Below are 14122 nucleotides of genomic sequence, written 5' to 3'. Positions count from 1 at the left end.
AGGCGGCTCCTTTATCAAATAAAAACAATGGATTGCCTCGATTTAAATCTTTGGACTGTTGATGCAACATTCTTCGCGTAGAAAATCAATAATCGACTCTAACTTGTCATATTGAGAAACGCAGATTAAGGAGCGGCTTTCGCGATTTTGTTTGACCAGACCTACGGAAACAAGTGCGGATATATGATGACTCAGTGTTGAAGATGGAATCGCAAGTTGTTTTTGTAGATCACCTACAGGTAAACCTTGTTCACCGGCTTTAACAAGGTGTTTGAAAATAAACAAACGTGTTGGATGTCCTAATTCTTTCATAGCTTTAGCTACTTCTTCTAGTTGCATGGTACCTTCCTCATCTATTGATATTTCGATAATACCAGAAATATGTTGATCTAACCTCAATAATTCGATTATTCTAGAAATATGGTTTATAGGGGGTTTCATGAATAGCTGGATTTCTATGTTTACTAACGCGGCAGAGATGTTCTTGTTTCTTGCTGTCGAGTTGTCTGCGCTTTTTTTTCTGATTAGTGCGGGTGTTAGCCTTATCAGGCAAAAAATTCCGGACCAAAAGATTCAAAGAATGTTAGGGGCGAGAAAGGGGAGAGGTTACATACTTGCATCGCTGTTAGGAGCTGTAACACCGTTTTGCAGCTGCTCTACAATTCCCATGTTACGCGGACTGTTATCAGCAAAAGCAGGCTTCGGTCCAACACTTACATTCTTGTTTGTTTCACCTCTGCTCAACCCGATAATCATTGGTCTGATGTGGGTTACTTTTGGTTGGAAAGTTACCCTGCTATACGCTGTTATAGCTGCAACAGTTTCCGTACTGGCAAGTATTTTGTTAGATGTGCTTGGTTTTGACCGACATATTGTCGAAACATCAAAACCGCTGGCTAGCTGTTGTGGTGTTAGCAGTGGAAAAACTCCTGAAACTAAACTACAGAGTGTTTCAGCTTGCTGTTCTGTATCAAATCAACAGGACATAGGGGCTAATAGTTGTTCTAAACCACAAGAAACGTTTAAGAGTTTCTCAGCATTTCGGGGCACAAATTGTGAATTGAGCTGCGAGACGGGCCAAACAAATAAACAATTCTTCCCGAAAAGTGTAGTAAGAGAGCCTGGTGCGATACGACTGGCATTTCAGGATGCCTGGACTCAATTTAAAGATGTATTACCTTATCTGATGTTAGGTATTGTTATAGGGTCGTTTATCTACGGTTTTATACCTGCAGAGTGGATTGCTGCTCATGCTGGGAATGATAATCCGTTTGCGATTCCACTAAGTGCAATTATTGGAATACCGTTGTATATACGTGCTGAGGCAGTAATTCCGTTGGCATCAGTCTTGATGGATAAAGGCATGGGAACGGGAGCAGTAATGGCTCTGATTATTGGTAGCGCAGGAGCTAGTCTGACGGAAGTAATACTGCTTAAATCAATGTTCAAAACACCCTTGATTGCTGCATTCCTGACCGTTATTTTGGGCATGGCGATTATTATGGGATACCTGACACAGTTGTTATTTTGATTGGGAATGTTAGACAGAACCAGAAAAAGTTGCAGGGGGGCGAGCGTATGAAAGTTGTGCAATCAATCCCAATCAATACAGTTATCCAAATTTAAGGGCTTTGATATCTCCATACTTGCTATGGTGTTCAAACAACAAATCCGCATTGGATTGAACCCGCTTCGGCGGGTTTTTTTGCATCAAATTGATAGGCTAAGGTTAGCAATTTGTGCTCTTAAGTCATTGATCATTTCAATGTATCGGTGTACTGTACAAATATACAGTATATGCAGTGGAGGCTAATATGAAAGTTGAACTCACCATTGATCGTACTAAAGAACTTCCAAAGGGAGCAGTGCCGGCGCTGGAGAAAGAGTTACTTAAAAGGTTGGGTAATCAGTATGAGAACTGCAGCCTGAGCATACGTCGTACAGGCTCTGATGGCTTAAGTGTTCTTGGTGGTGACAAGGAAGATAAAAAGAAAATAGAGACTATCCTCCAGGAAACCTGGGAAAGTGCTGACGACTGGTTTTATTAATTATTTTGGGTGTTACTTTTATCCCGTTTGCATGGGGGAGTTTAAGTGAAAGAAAAATTAGGATTGCCCAAAAAAGGCTACGCAGTCATCAGATGTCACGATGGAGTCATCGTTGCCAGGCTGCAATCATTTCCTGAGTGTGAGCGCGCCCTGATGTACCGACGCGATAGCATGGTGTCATTTTTGCCTCTTCAGGATAATGAAATTATTGGTACACCTACGTTGTTTACTCAGATGCTGGAAAGGGCTGGTTATCGCGTTACCCAAAAATCTGTTACACTCCCGTCATAGGCCTGAACAACCTATACCTGCTGCGCCACAGGAGAAAAGCCCATGGCGCAAGATCAATTCAAGCAATCCCACATACTGACGTTAACTAACGCCAGCGATTTTCTTTTTGCCGCATCCAGAGGTGCGTTATGAAGAAAAGCTGGTTTCAACATACTCAACTCACCACTGAGCAGGCTGATGAACTGGAAGCCCGCTATCGCGCAAAGCAGATTAAGACAGAGCGTAGTCTGGATAATGACTTCATTCACTGGACGATCAGCGCGTTCTTGCCAGAAGCATCTAAGCCTCCGCGTCAGGAGAGAACCTGGCAACAACGGATCTGGAGGTGAATGTGAAAGTCTACGATATCACCCCAATGGGCAAGCCCAGAATGACGCGCGCTGACAAATGGAAAAAACGCCCCGAGGTTCTGCGTTACCGGGCTTTCTGTGATGAAGTTCGTCTGCAGGGTGTTGAGCTGCCGGAAAGCGGTTCGCATGTCACCTTCATTCTTCCGATGCCAGCGAGCTGGAGCAATAAGAAACGGACAGAGTTCAATGGTAAACCACATCAGGCTAAACCTGATTTCGACAACATGATGAAAGCCCTGATGGATGCTATTTACGAAGATGATGCTCACATCTGGGATTCACGCATCACAAAATTATGGGGAGAGAAGGGACAAATAATTATCGGGGAGATTGCAGAATGAGGGCGTTGCTGAAGCCGGTGGTTGCGCGTGAGCTTGGAATTGTGCTGCTCAAACCGGGCAGCGAGCTAATGTCATTATTCAGTTGTGAACGTGTGTTGGTGGAAAGTCAGCCTGCAAGCATGGAAAGGTTGCCTGCAGGCCCTGTTCCTGACGTTCGCCAGCCGCTGGCCAGTGACGAATCCCTGTGGCCGTTCTTCCAGGATGAAAAAGTTATAAAGGCTGCTGGTGGTTTTAGTGGTCTTGATTACTGGCTTCTGCGTTATGGCGGTAGCTGCTGCCAGTGGCCACACAGCAATTACCATTATCACGAGTTAACCACTCTGCGTCATGAACCCGGATCGGTTCTCCTGTGTGGACATTGTGATAACCATCTGCGTGACCACTACAGCGAACAACTTGCAGAGCTGGCGAGACGTAATGTTATTAACTGGATTATTAACAGCATCATGGTGGCGCTAAATATGGATTCTTCCAGAGAGTTGTCGCTGGCTGAGCTTTGCTGGTGGGCGGTTCGAATGGGAGTTACCGACGCAATTCCCGAATCAGCAGCCAGTCGGTCGCTACGTATTCCTTCGAAAGAGCATCATTCAGTCATGCGTGAATGCGATATCGAACCGGGTGTAACCGCCACCAGCATCATTACAGCCAGAGCCAACGCAGTAACCGTGAACATGCCACCAGCGCAAGTTCCAGCGATTAAACCCGTAGTCGGTGTCCTGGTAGATCCCGAGTCCCCGCAAACCTATATGAAACGTCCGAAGAGGATCCGCTGGACGGCCCCCGGGTATCTGGAATGGATTAAAACACAGCCCTGCGAATGCTGCGGCAAACCATCAGATGACCCACACCATTTAATCGGCTGGGGGCAGGGAGGGATGGCTACGAAAGCGCATGATATTTTCGCGATCCCTTTGTGTCGTCAGTGCCATACAGAACTACATAACGACCCGGTGAAGTTTGAGCAAAAACATGTTCCTCAGCCGGTAATGATAATCAGAGTGCTGGACCGGGCTTATGGGCTTGGCGTTCTGGCGTAAGGAGAAGAACAGGATGACACCACGTCAACGCCGCAATCATCTGGAAGCGCTGGGTAAAGCGGCTTCTGCTCCACGCAAAAGCTGGCTGGGTAAATGTATTCTCCTTACAGGGATCCAGTCCGGATGGATTAAATCCCTGCTCACTATATGGGGCGAGGGTGTGGGAGGGAAAACTGCACCCCGTTTGCCGCGAAGTCATGCATGCTGGAATGTTATTAAAGGACGGAATTGGTCAGATAAGGCGTTAGAGCGATTCACTGTTGCGTTAAATCAGGCGAGAGAAGAGGGATTCCGTGGACAGCAGGCAATGAACAGGGCACATAGCATTCTCTGGCCGCAGTCATCCGCTAGTGTGATTGATGAAGCCCTGCATAATGATGATGTCGATTTTGTTGAGCAATGCGTACTGCAGGCGCTGGATATTAATGATCCGGTTTATGTGGTCGGTCTTCAGTATTACACCACCCGAAAAAAAATCTCAGACATAACCCGGGAGTTGCAGGCGATTGCGCCATGGTTAACTGATGGGGAGGCGAGAAAGCGCGTGCGCTGGTGCCTAGAAATATTCAGAGCAAAGGTCTTTTTGGAAGCACGCAAACTGTTATCTGAATAGACTCACTGAAATCATTTTTTAGCTATTGATGCTATTTTTTGATAATGGTGTTGAAAACGGGCCAGAAAATCAGATAATTCATTCATGCTTGGCAGAGCTGCGCCACTATGGCAGCGACAAAAAGCGAACAATTTGAACATAACGAGAACCCCGCCACCGCGGGGTTTTTGGTTTCCGGCGATACGACAGGGGTATTCGCGAGGTGCATAGCACCAGTACCCCTGTCATATCGTCGATCTGAAATCGTTAACTCGAAAACAAGTTCTCGCAATCCTTTTTCGTTTCTAACTCAGAGGAAAAATGATAGGGGGTCACTGCTAAACGTAGACATCAATATTTTTAGTATTATTCCCTGCAGCGTTCGAACCTGATTTGTCACTTACTGAAGGTAATGCTACCGATGCCATTTGGTTTTTTTCTGCTTCTTGTTTTTGTAATTGAGCAATTTTGGCGTATATAGACTCGATTTGCCTTTGAATCATCTCCATCTGCTCTTTAAGCAGTTTTGCCTCCTCCTCGGAGGTTACTTCATTTATTTTTGAACCCATGGCGCTGAGTTCTTTTGTCAACTCACCAATTTGTTTTTTAAGGTTTTGAATTTGTTGTGAAACAGAGTTTCCAGTACTTGAAGGTGCTTGTTTTACTGTGCTTTGCAGTATGTCCTGACCCAAAGTGCTAACTGTCATGCTCATGGTGGTTCCTCTGGCCTTACATTTATTACCCATTATCGTCATCTTTCGAAATTACTTTATAGCAAAGATTAAGTTGTGGCTTCCTGCACCACAGCATTATTTGTACTGCTCTATACTATCTGCTGAGTATCGCGGAGGAGCTTATGAAAGAAGGGTATTACTGGATTCAGCATGTCGGTGTTGTACAGGTAGCGTACTACACGAATGACACTGTTGATGACTTGGAAACGGGGAAAATAATCACAGGTGTTTGGCATCTGACCAGAGGCGATGACATTTGCCATAACGGTGAAGCAGAGGTGTTAGAAGGTCCTCTCTCTCCACCATTGTAAACAACCGTACTTACTTCGAGGCTGCCGCATGGCGGCCTTTTTTTTATTCCCCTCATTCCTGAGAGGACTCACAGCAATTTAGAGGGGGCTAAATGCCCGATCCGATTTCCGGTACTGGGCTGGCTGGTGGTGTCCTGACGGGGGCCAGTGTCTATGAACTGTTAACCGGAACCGATTACGGTGTGGTGTTTGGCGCATTTATCCGGGTAGCCCGTTCACGGGTCATAAGTAACGAAGTGTGATGTATATGTAAGATCGTATGCGCCTGTTAGGACGCAACTGGAAACAGAGCCTTATAGGCGTATCAGAAAAACCTCCGGCTATGCCGGAGGATATTTAAATAATTTCACCAGTCTTATAACCAAATTTCTCAAGTTTTAGCCTGGCTTCTTCTGCAATCTGCCATGATGAATTAACGGCTACCCAGATATTAGAATGTGTTTCGGGCTGATTCAGTGTTAAAGAATCTATGAAAACTTGAATCGGGTTTATAAACCCCTCTCTTTTTGTGCTCTCCAAAACAGAGTTAAGACTGTTGCTGATACTTTTACAGGCTTCTGTTAGTGCTGCAATATCCGCATCAAAACTGGATAAGTACACTCTGAATCGTTCATTTTTCCCATTATTCACGATCTATCCTTTTTCATTGGTTGCTAGAACCAAGTAGTAGATCAGGAATTGAATTGGAGAGCAAGCTACTGTAATTGGCTAGTCTAACCTTGCTCGATGGAAAAATTATCAAACATCATTTTTAGGCTGCCAACTGGCGGCCTTTTTCATTTCAGGCTCACGGGAATCATCCGCTACGTGCTTTGTTGATAAATCCAGCCCGTGAAGCCTGACCCTTTAATCACACACAGCGCCATCCGAAGAATCGGAGGTGAGGCTATGACCAGAATGAGCACCATTTACAGCAGACTTTCATATGGAACAGGAACCACGCTGACCGGCTGCGGTGTATCAGCGAAGGCATATGCCGAAACAGCTAAAACAGCAAAAGAGGTGTCCTGGATGTTGGCCGACAGAATTGCAGGGTTAAGCCTGAGCGACTGGGCAATTATTGTCGGTATCGCATGCACTGTTATTACCTGTGCAGTGAACTGGTATTACAGGAAAAAGGAAAGGGAGGACCGGCTTAATGGTAATGTCACCAAAGCTGAAGAATAAACTGAGCGCAGCGGTCGTTGGTTTGATTCTTGCCGGGGCTTCCGCCCCCGTGATTCTCGATCAGTTTCTGGATGAGAAAGAGGGTAACAGCCTGACAGCATATCGCGACGGTGGCGGAATCTGGACTATTTGCCGTGGTGCCACGATGGTTGATGGTAAGCCAGTAGTTCAGGACATGAGGCTTTCTGCTGAGAAATGTGCCCAGGTAAACGCCATCGAACGCGACAAAGCGCTGGCGTGGGTTGAGCGAAATATCAAAATTCCGCTGAGTGAGCCGCAGAAAGCGGGTATCGCATCTTTTTGCCCTTATAACATCGGTCCCGCAAAATGCTTCCCATCTACGTTTTACAAGCGCATTAACGCTGGTGACCGTAAAGGAGCCTGTGAAGCGATCCGCTGGTGGATTAAAGACGGTGGCCGTGATTGTCGCCTGACTAAAGGCCAGAAAAATGGCTGTTATGGGCAGGTAGAACGGCGAGACCAGGAAAGCGCGCTGACGTGCTGGGGGATAGACCAGTGAACAGAAGTCTCGTTTTTGTTGGGATGGCAGCTATCATCCTCATCTCGGTGCTCTGTGTGCTGCTGGCCCGCAGTAATGCCGCGCTGGCCACGTCAGAGAGCGACAACCGGGTTTTGCGTAGCGACAACGCGCTACAGACGGCGGTGATAACTACTCAGGCCTTCAACTTCAACCGGTTTAACCAGATAGCAGAGAATACCAACCGCCTTAATTCGCTAATAGATGCCGGAACAGAGAAAACCATCATTGAATACCGGGAGATTTTACGACGTGAAAAAACCTGTGATTTGCCTGTTCCTGCTGATGTCGCTGGTGGGCTGCTCGAATACGCGCACCGTTTACGTGCCAATGCAATGCACCCCGATACCGGGGAGGCTGACACAGTCAGTGATAGCGCCGCTGCCGCCAGCTCAATAACGTACTGCCAGGCAGTGCTGTGGATTAACCCGCTACTGGCCACCATTGAGAAGGCAAACAATCAGCTTGCCGGAATACGTGAAATAGAAAATACCAGAGCCTCGCCATAGAAGAGAAAGTTATTCCCATGTGAAGGCTGTCGTTTCTGGGTTGAAAGTTATAGTTGCTTGGCTCCAGTTATTTCCAGCAAGCATTTTCTCTATGCAATGTGTGGCGTAAAGATCATCGGGCGGATAGAAAGGAGTGTATTCGCTTTCTATGGTCAACTTGACGTCATGTATTGAAGCGATTGCGGTACGTCCTTCATTGTCAATGTTGCGGAAACAGGAAATTCTCGCTTCGTAAAACTTGTCCGGCAAACCTTCTAACATGCACCCAGTAGCCCACTGCAGAAGCTGCTCGGTTGAATATTCCTGCGGTACCTCTTGGGTGGTTTTTTGATTGATGAGCCTGTTGAGTGTTTTGAGAAAATTAAACATTTCATCTCCTTATGGTTATATTTGGAAACATATCATTTAACGAACCCAACTCATAGAGCATTCCAGCAGGCATTCACTGAGTGCCTGCTGTAATGTTAAACATTAAAATTTGTATTTATTTCTTATCGTTACAATCAGGGATCATTCTCAAAAGAGTGTTATCTTTCTGGACGTAGTGATGAAATAACGCTGCACCTGCATGCGCTGCGATTAAAAAGTATCCGACGTTTGCCAGTGTTTCGTGAATATCTTTAATAAGTGATTTTGTTTCCCCGTCAGGAGTAACGAAAGGTGCAATGTTAAAACTTAAGAAACTCCAGTCCTTCCCACCGTAAGCCATAATTGTAATACCTAATAATGGCAGAGCCAAAAAAGAAATGTACAGCAGGATATGCATTATTTTAGCCGCCATCATCTGCCAGGCTGGTGGGGGTGGAATGATGGCTGGGTCATGATACTTATGTTTAATAATTAATCGTATTATCATTAAAAACCAGACAAACACCCCAACATTATAATGTGTTTCTTTCATGAGAAGGTAGGTGTTGCTGCCTTTGGGAAACCAGCCACGAAGCTCCATAGCTGCATAGGTTATCGCTATTAATATCAGGGTTAGCCAGTGTAAGCGAATCTGAAGTTTTGAGAATTTGACCATTATTCTTGCCTCAAACGGGGTGTTACATCGACCATAAATCATGAAGCTTAACAAATCCTTATTTTGTTGAGAGATTAAGAATTTGTTATTCCAGCGATCTTACTTGAATATTTTGATAATAATTATCATTTTTATTTCTTTCTGGTAATCCGTGATGTTACGGGGCAAGAACTGCGCAGATTCTCGCTATTTATGAGAACTTTTAATCAGCTACTGGTTCATTTTTACTTTCCGCTTATTACACAATTTGTATCCAACAAACAGGACTATGCCGATGCCAGCACGTGCTAAACGCCCATGCCGACACAAAGGGTGTGCGGCAATCACCAATGATGTCAGCGGATATTGTGACCAACACCGACAGCAGCATGCTGGTGACGGCTGGCGGAATTATCAGTCAGGAAAGAGTAGGCAAGAACGTGGATACGGGCGACTCTGGGAAATTAAACGAGCGCGTATCCTTCAGCGTGATAAATACCTGTGTCAGAACCATCGCCGACAGAGGATAGCGAAGAAAGCGGCAAGCGTTGACCACATCATTCCAAAAGCTCATGGCGGTACTGATGACGATTCCAACCTTGAGTCGTTGTGCTGGGAATGCCACAGAGCAAAGACAGCAAGAGAACGTACTCGATGATAATATTCACTGTTGTAATGCATAAGAACAGTTTCTACATTCATGCAGATACCCGGAAGGAATTTTGGGTGTTTTTGAGTAAAACACTGGGATGGGGCAAATTTGAGTTAATTCGCCCCTCTGACGAGTTTAGCCCTACTGGAGGGTTGTTTGAATTAGTCGAAGTGCGTTCGGCAGATTCAGAACCCCCTGAGTCAGTAACTGTAGGGTCAAATGTTTTATGGCGTCTCCCGGAAGCTCTCGGAGTTTTGAAATCAATCCCTTCTTCTGATCTTCAGATATATTTGCGACACGGATTATATCCTCAAGGGCAACAATCGTGTCATTGTGTAACCGAACTGTTTGAACCTTAAGGATTGCACTTAAGCCGCCATCATCAAGAAGAAAATCAATTCCTTTCTCTGTAATGTTGCAGTATGGGGCGTTGAAGATAAAATCAACGCCAGCCATGGTTTCGCTGCGTACGAAGGGTGTAGAAACAAGACTATGCATTTCAAGATATAGCATGCACGCCACAAAGTGATCATAGTTATCAAACTTCTCAATGAGGTCTCGCTCCTGTGCCTTGTTTAAAGAGTTAGGAGCACAATCTATAAGAGCGTTGAGGATCTCAAGTTGTAAGGCTCTATCATATTTTCTAGTTTTATCCATTTCTTAGACTCCATCGTTTATTTATTCAGATTAACTGAAGACACTATGCTGAACATCCTGATGGATGACCAGTATCTGCTTTTGCATGCTTTCTTGCTGTCATCTTCAAGGGGGAGGGGGGATCAAATCCCTGACACCTTTCGCTCTTTAGGACTGCCCGCTTCCTCGTATTTTTATACCCGCGAAAAATGAAATTTAACCAGGAGTGTCGCTTATGGCTGGTACGGCGGGGCGTTCCGGGCGTCGCCCCAAGCCAACGGCGCGCAAGGAGCTGGCAGGGAACCCCGGCAAACGAGCCCTGAATAAAGAGGAACCTGTATTCACACCGATTAAAGGTGTGGCACCACCTGACTGGTTTTCTGAGGATGATGGTCTGCCAATGGCGGCCGTCATGTGGGAACTGACCACGAAAGAATTATGTGGACAGGGATTACTGTGTGTTACCGATCTTGCCGTACTTGAGCGCTGGTGTGTTGCATATGAGTTCTGGCGCAGGGCGGTTAAAAATATCGCCAGAGAAGGGCTGACTATCACTGGTGCTATGGGGGGGAAGATAAAAAACCCTGAGCTAACCGCAAAGAAAGAGCAGGAATCGGAGATGAGCTCTACCGGCTCCATGCTTGGCCTTGATCCCAGCAGTCGACAACGCCTAATCGGCCTTGCCGGACAGAAGAAAACCTCTAACCCATTCCTGAAGATGATCAACTCATGAGCCGGAAATCGTACCCCAACGTAAACGCCGCGAATCAATACGCCCGCAACGTTGTGCGGGGGAAAATTCCGGCGTGCCAGTTTGTCATTCAGGCCTGCCAGCGTCATATCGATGACATGGCGGCTGAAAAGAGTAAGAAATTTCGTTACCGCTTCGATAAAGACATGGCAGAAAAGGCCGCGAAATTTATCCAGTTGTTGCCACATACAAAAGGAGAGTGGGCATTCAAGCGGATGCCGATCACTCTGGAGGCATGGCAACTGTTTATTGTGTGCTGCGCCTTTGGCTGGGTCCAGAAAGGGTCGAAGCTTCGACGATTTCGCGAGGTTTACACGGAGATACCGCGTAAAAATGGGAAATCAGCTATTTCGGCAGGTGTGGCGCTGTACTGTTTTACCTGTGATAACGAGTTTGGCGCTGAAGTATATTCCGGGGCCACAACTGAAAAACAGGCGTGGGAAGTATTCAGACCAGCTCGTCTGATGTGTAAGCGCACCCCGCTGCTGGTGGAAGCGTTCGGGATTGAAGTTAATGCGTCCAACCTGAACCGGCCAGAAGATGGCGCGCGTTTTGAGCCGCTGATTGGTAACCCTGGGGACGGCGCTTCGCCGCACTGTGCGATTGTTGACGAGTACCACGAACATCCCACAGATTCGCTCTACACCACTATGCTGACGGGTATGGGGGCGCGGCGACAACCACTAATGTGGGCGATCACGACGGCGGGTTACAACATTGAGGGGCCATGCTACGACAAACGGCGTGAAGTGATTGAGATGCTGAATGGCACAGTACCGAATGAGGAATTGTTCGGCGTGATATACACCGTCGACGAGGGGGATGACTGGACCGATCCTAAAGTGCTGGAAAAAGCTAACCCGAATATGGGCGTGTCGGTCTATCGTGACTTTCTCCTCAGCCAGCAACAGAGAGCTATTAATAACGCCCGTCAGGCTGGTGTATTTAAAACTAAACACCTCAACATCTGGGTTGCAGCCCGTGCTGCTTTCTACAACCTGGTTTCCTGGCAGAACTGTGAGGATAAGACACTTACGCTGGAGCAATTCGAAGGACAGCCATGTGTTCTGTCTTTCGACCTGGCGCGCAAGCTGGATATGAACAGTATGGCGCGGTTGTTCACCAGGGAAATTGACGGCAAGACACATTACTACAGCGTTGCTCCCCGCTTCTGGGTTCCCTACGACGCAGTATTCAGCGTTGAAAAGAACGAAGATCGTCGTACTGCGGAGCGATTTCAGAAATGGGTTGAAATGGGACTGCTTACAGTTACTGATGGCGCTGAAGTTGATTACCGCTACATCCTTGAAGAGGCCAAGGCGGCAAACAAGCTCAACCCAGTCAGTGAGTCACCGATTGACCCGTTCGGCGCGACGGGGCTTTCACATGATCTGGCTGATGAAAGCCTTAATCCGATCACTATTGTTCAGAACTACACCAATATGTCTGATCCGACGAAGGAGCTGGAAGCCGCCATTGAGTCAGGCCGCTTTCATCACGACGGGAACCCGATTATGAGCTGGTGTATCAGCAACGTCGTCGGGAAGTATTTGCCCGGTAATGACGATGTGGTTAAACCCATCAAAGAGCATAACGAAAACAAAATCGATGGCGCGGTTTCGCTGATTATGGCAATCGGACGGGCAATGTTGAATAGCCGGGCGAGTAATTCATCCGTTTACGACGAGGAAGATGTAGCATGCTAATGACGTTTTTAAGTTTTTTTATCGGCCTCGCCGGAGCCGCGTTACTGTCTGCCGGTGCCTGGCTTATTTCACCTGCAGCCGGGCTTATTACTGGCGGTTCAATCTGCCTGCTGTGGTCATTTTTAATCGCGAAATCAATGTCTGCCAGCGTAATTAAATCAGGGGGTGAATAATGTTCATTCCCCAGATGTTTCGGGGTAAATCTCAGTCTGGTGGTAGTTTCTGGCAGGCGATGCTGGGTGGTGTGAGTTCCAGCCAGAGCAAGGCGGGGATCGTTATCACTTCTGAAACCGCAATGGCGTTATCGGCGGTCCGGGCATGTGTAACGCTTCTGGCAGAATCGGTGGCGCAGCTGCCGTGTGAACTTTACAGGCGAGGCGCTAACGGAGGCCGTGAACGGGCGACTGACCACCCTGTATATGATCTGATTCATTCCGAGCCCAACAAAAAAGACACTTCATTTGAATACTTTGAACAGCAGCAGGGCCTGCTTGGCCTGGAGGGAAATTGCTACTCGATCATCGACAGGGACGGGAAAGGTTATCCCCGCGAATTAATCCCGGTTAATCCCCAAAAGGTCATTGTCCTGAAAGGCCCGGATGGGATGCCATATTATGAACTACCCGAAATTGGCGAAACGTTGCCAATGCGCATGATGCATCATGTGAAGGTCTTCTCACTGGATGGCTATATCGGCAGTTCCCCAATCCAGACGAACGCGGATGTTCTTGGGCTAAACCTCGCCGTGGAAGAGCATGCTTCTCAGGTCTTTCGCCGTGGTACAACGATGAGCGGCGTTATTGAACGTCCAAAAGACGCTCCGACGATCAAAAGCCAGGATGCTATCGACCGCCTGCTGGCAAAGTGGACGGACAGATATTCCGGCGTCAGGAACGCATTCTCTGTTGCATTGCTTCAGGAAGGGATGAGCTACAAACAGCTATCTCAGGATAATGAGAAAGCGCAGCTGTTACAGTCCCGTCAATGGGGCGTGGAGGAAGTGTGCCGGCTCTATAAAATCCCGCCCCATATGGTGCAGATGCTGGCGAAAGCCACGAATAACAACATTGAGCACCAGGGGCTGCAGTTTGTGATGTACACGCTGTTGGCCTGGCTGAAGCGCCATGAAGGCGCATTAATGCGCGATCTGCTTTTACCCAGCGAGCGCAGTGATCTGTACATTGAATTCAATGTTTCTGGCCTGCTGCGCGGTGATCAGAAGTCACGCTATGAATCTTATGCATTAGGCCGCCAGTGGGGCTGGTTATCGGTTAACGACATTCGCCGCATGGAGAACCTTCCACCCATCGCCGGAGGGGACAAATACCTGACGCCTCTGAATATGGTCGACAGTAAACAAATCTTACCTGGCGATAACACGCCAACAGCAAAACAACTGGCAGAAATCAACTCTATTCTGTCCAGAAACTGAATATCACCCGCAGTGCGGGCTGAC

The 14122-nt window shown here is 47.2% G+C and carries 22 protein-coding genes and 1 pseudogene; 17 read left to right on the top strand and 6 right to left on the bottom strand.

Annotated elements, in window-relative coordinates; translation table 11 throughout:
- Positions 1–42 precede the first annotated feature (42 nt).
- Positions 43–339, bottom strand: a complete 297-nt coding sequence (locus OGV93_RS21475) for an ArsR/SmtB family transcription factor (RefSeq protein ID WP_038641364.1) — start codon at positions 337–339, stop codon at positions 43–45.
- A 100-nt stretch (positions 340–439) separates the two neighbouring features.
- Here OGV93_RS21475 and OGV93_RS21470 point away from each other — a divergent pair, with 100 nt between their 5' ends.
- From OGV93_RS21470 to OGV93_RS21440, 7 genes are all read left to right on the top strand, one after another.
- Positions 440–1531, top strand: coding sequence for a permease (locus OGV93_RS21470; protein WP_044700597.1), 1092 nt, complete (start codon positions 440–442; stop codon positions 1529–1531).
- A gap of 283 nt (positions 1532–1814) precedes the next feature.
- Positions 1815–2048 (top strand): DinI family protein, encoded by a 234-nt coding sequence (locus tag OGV93_RS21465; RefSeq protein WP_044700595.1) that lies wholly within the window; start codon positions 1815–1817, stop codon positions 2046–2048.
- A gap of 45 nt (positions 2049–2093) precedes the next feature.
- Positions 2094–2339 carry a hypothetical protein gene (locus OGV93_RS21460; RefSeq protein ID WP_049268782.1) on the top strand — a complete coding sequence of 82 codons (246 nt, stop codon included), beginning with the start codon at positions 2094–2096 and terminating at the stop codon, positions 2337–2339.
- A 128-nt stretch (positions 2340–2467) separates the two neighbouring features.
- Positions 2468–2668 carry a hypothetical protein gene (locus OGV93_RS21455; RefSeq protein ID WP_003832333.1) on the top strand — a complete coding sequence of 67 codons (201 nt, stop codon included), beginning with the start codon at positions 2468–2470 and terminating at the stop codon, positions 2666–2668.
- 2 nt (positions 2669–2670) lie between these two features.
- Positions 2671–3030, top strand: coding sequence for a RusA family crossover junction endodeoxyribonuclease (locus OGV93_RS21450; RefSeq protein ID WP_137366894.1), 360 nt, complete (start codon positions 2671–2673; stop codon positions 3028–3030).
- Positions 3027–4067 (top strand): DUF968 domain-containing protein, encoded by a 1041-nt coding sequence (locus tag OGV93_RS21445; protein WP_137366893.1) that lies wholly within the window; start codon positions 3027–3029, stop codon positions 4065–4067. Before OGV93_RS21450 ends, OGV93_RS21445 begins: the two co-directional genes overlap by 4 nt.
- 13 nt (positions 4068–4080) lie before the next feature.
- Positions 4081–4680, top strand: a complete 600-nt coding sequence (locus OGV93_RS21440) for a hypothetical protein (RefSeq protein WP_137366892.1) — start codon at positions 4081–4083, stop codon at positions 4678–4680.
- A 317-nt stretch (positions 4681–4997) separates the two neighbouring features.
- On the opposite strand, the gene OGV93_RS21435 is transcribed toward OGV93_RS21440, so the two are convergent.
- Complete coding sequence (locus OGV93_RS21435) at positions 4998–5372, bottom strand: FlxA-like family protein (RefSeq protein ID WP_170975985.1); 375 nt, start codon at positions 5370–5372, stop codon at positions 4998–5000.
- Positions 5373–5515: 143 nt separating this feature from the next.
- On the opposite strand from OGV93_RS21435, the gene OGV93_RS21430 reads away from it, so the two are divergent.
- Both OGV93_RS21430 and OGV93_RS21425 read left to right on the top strand, forming a co-directional pair.
- Positions 5516–5704 (top strand): hypothetical protein, encoded by a 189-nt coding sequence (locus OGV93_RS21430; RefSeq protein ID WP_049268779.1) that lies wholly within the window; start codon positions 5516–5518, stop codon positions 5702–5704.
- Between the two features lie 92 nt (positions 5705–5796).
- Positions 5797–5904: pseudogene (locus OGV93_RS21425) on the top strand (putative holin); the annotation flags it as partial.
- Between the two features lie 136 nt (positions 5905–6040).
- Here OGV93_RS21425 and OGV93_RS21420 read toward each other — a convergent pair.
- Positions 6041–6334, bottom strand: coding sequence for a hypothetical protein (locus OGV93_RS21420; protein ID WP_048233519.1), 294 nt, complete (start codon positions 6332–6334; stop codon positions 6041–6043).
- A 258-nt stretch (positions 6335–6592) separates the two neighbouring features.
- Between OGV93_RS21420 and OGV93_RS21415 the strand changes: the two genes are divergently transcribed.
- Genes OGV93_RS21415 through OGV93_RS21405 form a run of 3 tightly spaced genes read left to right on the top strand, consistent with a single transcriptional unit; the run spans position 6593 to position 7918 of the window.
- Positions 6593–6871 carry a phage holin gene (locus OGV93_RS21415; protein WP_003832349.1) on the top strand — a complete coding sequence of 93 codons (279 nt, stop codon included), beginning with the start codon at positions 6593–6595 and terminating at the stop codon, positions 6869–6871.
- On the top strand, positions 6843–7391 hold the full coding sequence (locus OGV93_RS21410) for a lysozyme (protein WP_075847143.1): 549 nt from the start codon (positions 6843–6845) through the stop codon (positions 7389–7391). The genes OGV93_RS21415 and OGV93_RS21410 overlap by 29 nt, the downstream gene beginning before the upstream one ends.
- A 23-nt stretch (positions 7392–7414) precedes the next feature.
- Positions 7415–7918, top strand: coding sequence for a hypothetical protein (locus tag OGV93_RS21405; protein WP_087050957.1), 504 nt, complete (start codon positions 7415–7417; stop codon positions 7916–7918).
- Positions 7919–7927: 9 nt separating this feature from the next.
- Here the strand turns inward: OGV93_RS21405 and OGV93_RS21400 are convergent, their stop codons facing one another.
- Together OGV93_RS21400 and OGV93_RS21395 are read right to left on the bottom strand one after the other, a co-directional pair.
- Positions 7928–8287, bottom strand: a complete 360-nt coding sequence (locus OGV93_RS21400; protein ID WP_137352520.1) for a hypothetical protein — start codon at positions 8285–8287, stop codon at positions 7928–7930.
- A gap of 115 nt (positions 8288–8402) precedes the next feature.
- A complete protein-coding gene (locus OGV93_RS21395; RefSeq protein WP_088583146.1) occupies positions 8403–8942 on the bottom strand; it encodes a cytochrome b in 540 nt (179 codons plus the stop codon).
- Between the two features lie 274 nt (positions 8943–9216).
- Here OGV93_RS21395 and OGV93_RS21390 point away from each other — a divergent pair, with 274 nt between their 5' ends.
- Entirely contained in the window at positions 9217–9579 is a 363-nt protein-coding gene (locus OGV93_RS21390) for an HNH endonuclease (protein WP_071886915.1), read from the top strand.
- Positions 9580–9714: 135 nt separating this feature from the next.
- Here the strand turns inward: OGV93_RS21390 and OGV93_RS21385 are convergent, their stop codons facing one another.
- Positions 9715–10230: a hypothetical protein gene (locus tag OGV93_RS21385; protein ID WP_003841965.1), complete on the bottom strand. Its 516-nt coding sequence runs from the start codon at positions 10228–10230 to the stop codon at positions 9715–9717.
- 214 nt (positions 10231–10444) lie between these two features.
- On the opposite strand from OGV93_RS21385, the gene OGV93_RS21380 reads away from it, so the two are divergent.
- From OGV93_RS21380 to OGV93_RS21365, 4 genes are read left to right on the top strand one after another with little or no spacing between them, the layout of a single operon-like run.
- Positions 10445–10942 (top strand): phage terminase small subunit P27 family, encoded by a 498-nt coding sequence (locus OGV93_RS21380; protein ID WP_003832359.1) that lies wholly within the window; start codon positions 10445–10447, stop codon positions 10940–10942.
- Positions 10939–12666, top strand: a complete 1728-nt coding sequence (locus tag OGV93_RS21375; RefSeq protein ID WP_075847151.1) for a terminase large subunit — start codon at positions 10939–10941, stop codon at positions 12664–12666. The genes OGV93_RS21380 and OGV93_RS21375 overlap by 4 nt, the downstream gene beginning before the upstream one ends.
- Positions 12660–12839 (top strand): hypothetical protein, encoded by a 180-nt coding sequence (locus OGV93_RS21370; RefSeq protein WP_003832363.1) that lies wholly within the window; start codon positions 12660–12662, stop codon positions 12837–12839. Before OGV93_RS21375 ends, OGV93_RS21370 begins: the two co-directional genes overlap by 7 nt.
- Positions 12839–14098 (top strand): phage portal protein, encoded by a 1260-nt coding sequence (locus OGV93_RS21365; RefSeq protein ID WP_016152732.1) that lies wholly within the window; start codon positions 12839–12841, stop codon positions 14096–14098. The genes OGV93_RS21370 and OGV93_RS21365 overlap by 1 nt, the downstream gene beginning before the upstream one ends.
- Positions 14099–14122 lie beyond the last annotated feature (24 nt).

Origin of the sequence: Citrobacter sp. Cb031, assembly GCF_030336725.1 — a bacterium.
GTDB lineage: Bacteria > Pseudomonadota > Gammaproteobacteria > Enterobacterales > Enterobacteriaceae > Citrobacter > Citrobacter braakii.
Note: the sequence above shows the minus strand (reverse complement) of the source record. Positions and strands in the feature narration are given on the sequence as shown.

Coding starts and splice junctions, on each gene's coding strand:
- OGV93_RS21475 (WP_038641364.1), bottom strand. CDS start 339: ATGCAACTAGAAGAAGTAGCTAAAGCTATGAAAGAATTAGGACATCCA.
- OGV93_RS21470 (WP_044700597.1), top strand. CDS start 440: ATGAATAGCTGGATTTCTATGTTTACTAACGCGGCAGAGATGTTCTTG.
- OGV93_RS21465 (WP_044700595.1), top strand. CDS start 1,815: ATGAAAGTTGAACTCACCATTGATCGTACTAAAGAACTTCCAAAGGGA.
- OGV93_RS21455 (WP_003832333.1), top strand. CDS start 2,468: ATGAAGAAAAGCTGGTTTCAACATACTCAACTCACCACTGAGCAGGCT.
- OGV93_RS21445 (WP_137366893.1), top strand. CDS start 3,027: ATGAGGGCGTTGCTGAAGCCGGTGGTTGCGCGTGAGCTTGGAATTGTG.
- OGV93_RS21440 (WP_137366892.1), top strand. CDS start 4,081: ATGACACCACGTCAACGCCGCAATCATCTGGAAGCGCTGGGTAAAGCG.
- OGV93_RS21435 (WP_170975985.1), bottom strand. CDS start 5,372: ATGAGCATGACAGTTAGCACTTTGGGTCAGGACATACTGCAAAGCACA.
- OGV93_RS21430 (WP_049268779.1), top strand. CDS start 5,516: ATGAAAGAAGGGTATTACTGGATTCAGCATGTCGGTGTTGTACAGGTA.
- OGV93_RS21415 (WP_003832349.1), top strand. CDS start 6,593: ATGACCAGAATGAGCACCATTTACAGCAGACTTTCATATGGAACAGGA.
- OGV93_RS21410 (WP_075847143.1), top strand. CDS start 6,843: ATGGTAATGTCACCAAAGCTGAAGAATAAACTGAGCGCAGCGGTCGTT.
- OGV93_RS21405 (WP_087050957.1), top strand. CDS start 7,415: ATGGCAGCTATCATCCTCATCTCGGTGCTCTGTGTGCTGCTGGCCCGC.
- OGV93_RS21400 (WP_137352520.1), bottom strand. CDS start 8,287: ATGTTTAATTTTCTCAAAACACTCAACAGGCTCATCAATCAAAAAACC.
- OGV93_RS21395 (WP_088583146.1), bottom strand. CDS start 8,942: ATGGTCAAATTCTCAAAACTTCAGATTCGCTTACACTGGCTAACCCTG.
- OGV93_RS21390 (WP_071886915.1), top strand. CDS start 9,217: ATGCCAGCACGTGCTAAACGCCCATGCCGACACAAAGGGTGTGCGGCA.
- OGV93_RS21385 (WP_003841965.1), bottom strand. CDS start 10,230: ATGGATAAAACTAGAAAATATGATAGAGCCTTACAACTTGAGATCCTC.
- OGV93_RS21380 (WP_003832359.1), top strand. CDS start 10,445: ATGGCTGGTACGGCGGGGCGTTCCGGGCGTCGCCCCAAGCCAACGGCG.
- OGV93_RS21375 (WP_075847151.1), top strand. CDS start 10,939: ATGAGCCGGAAATCGTACCCCAACGTAAACGCCGCGAATCAATACGCC.
- OGV93_RS21370 (WP_003832363.1), top strand. CDS start 12,660: ATGCTAATGACGTTTTTAAGTTTTTTTATCGGCCTCGCCGGAGCCGCG.
- OGV93_RS21365 (WP_016152732.1), top strand. CDS start 12,839: ATGTTCATTCCCCAGATGTTTCGGGGTAAATCTCAGTCTGGTGGTAGT.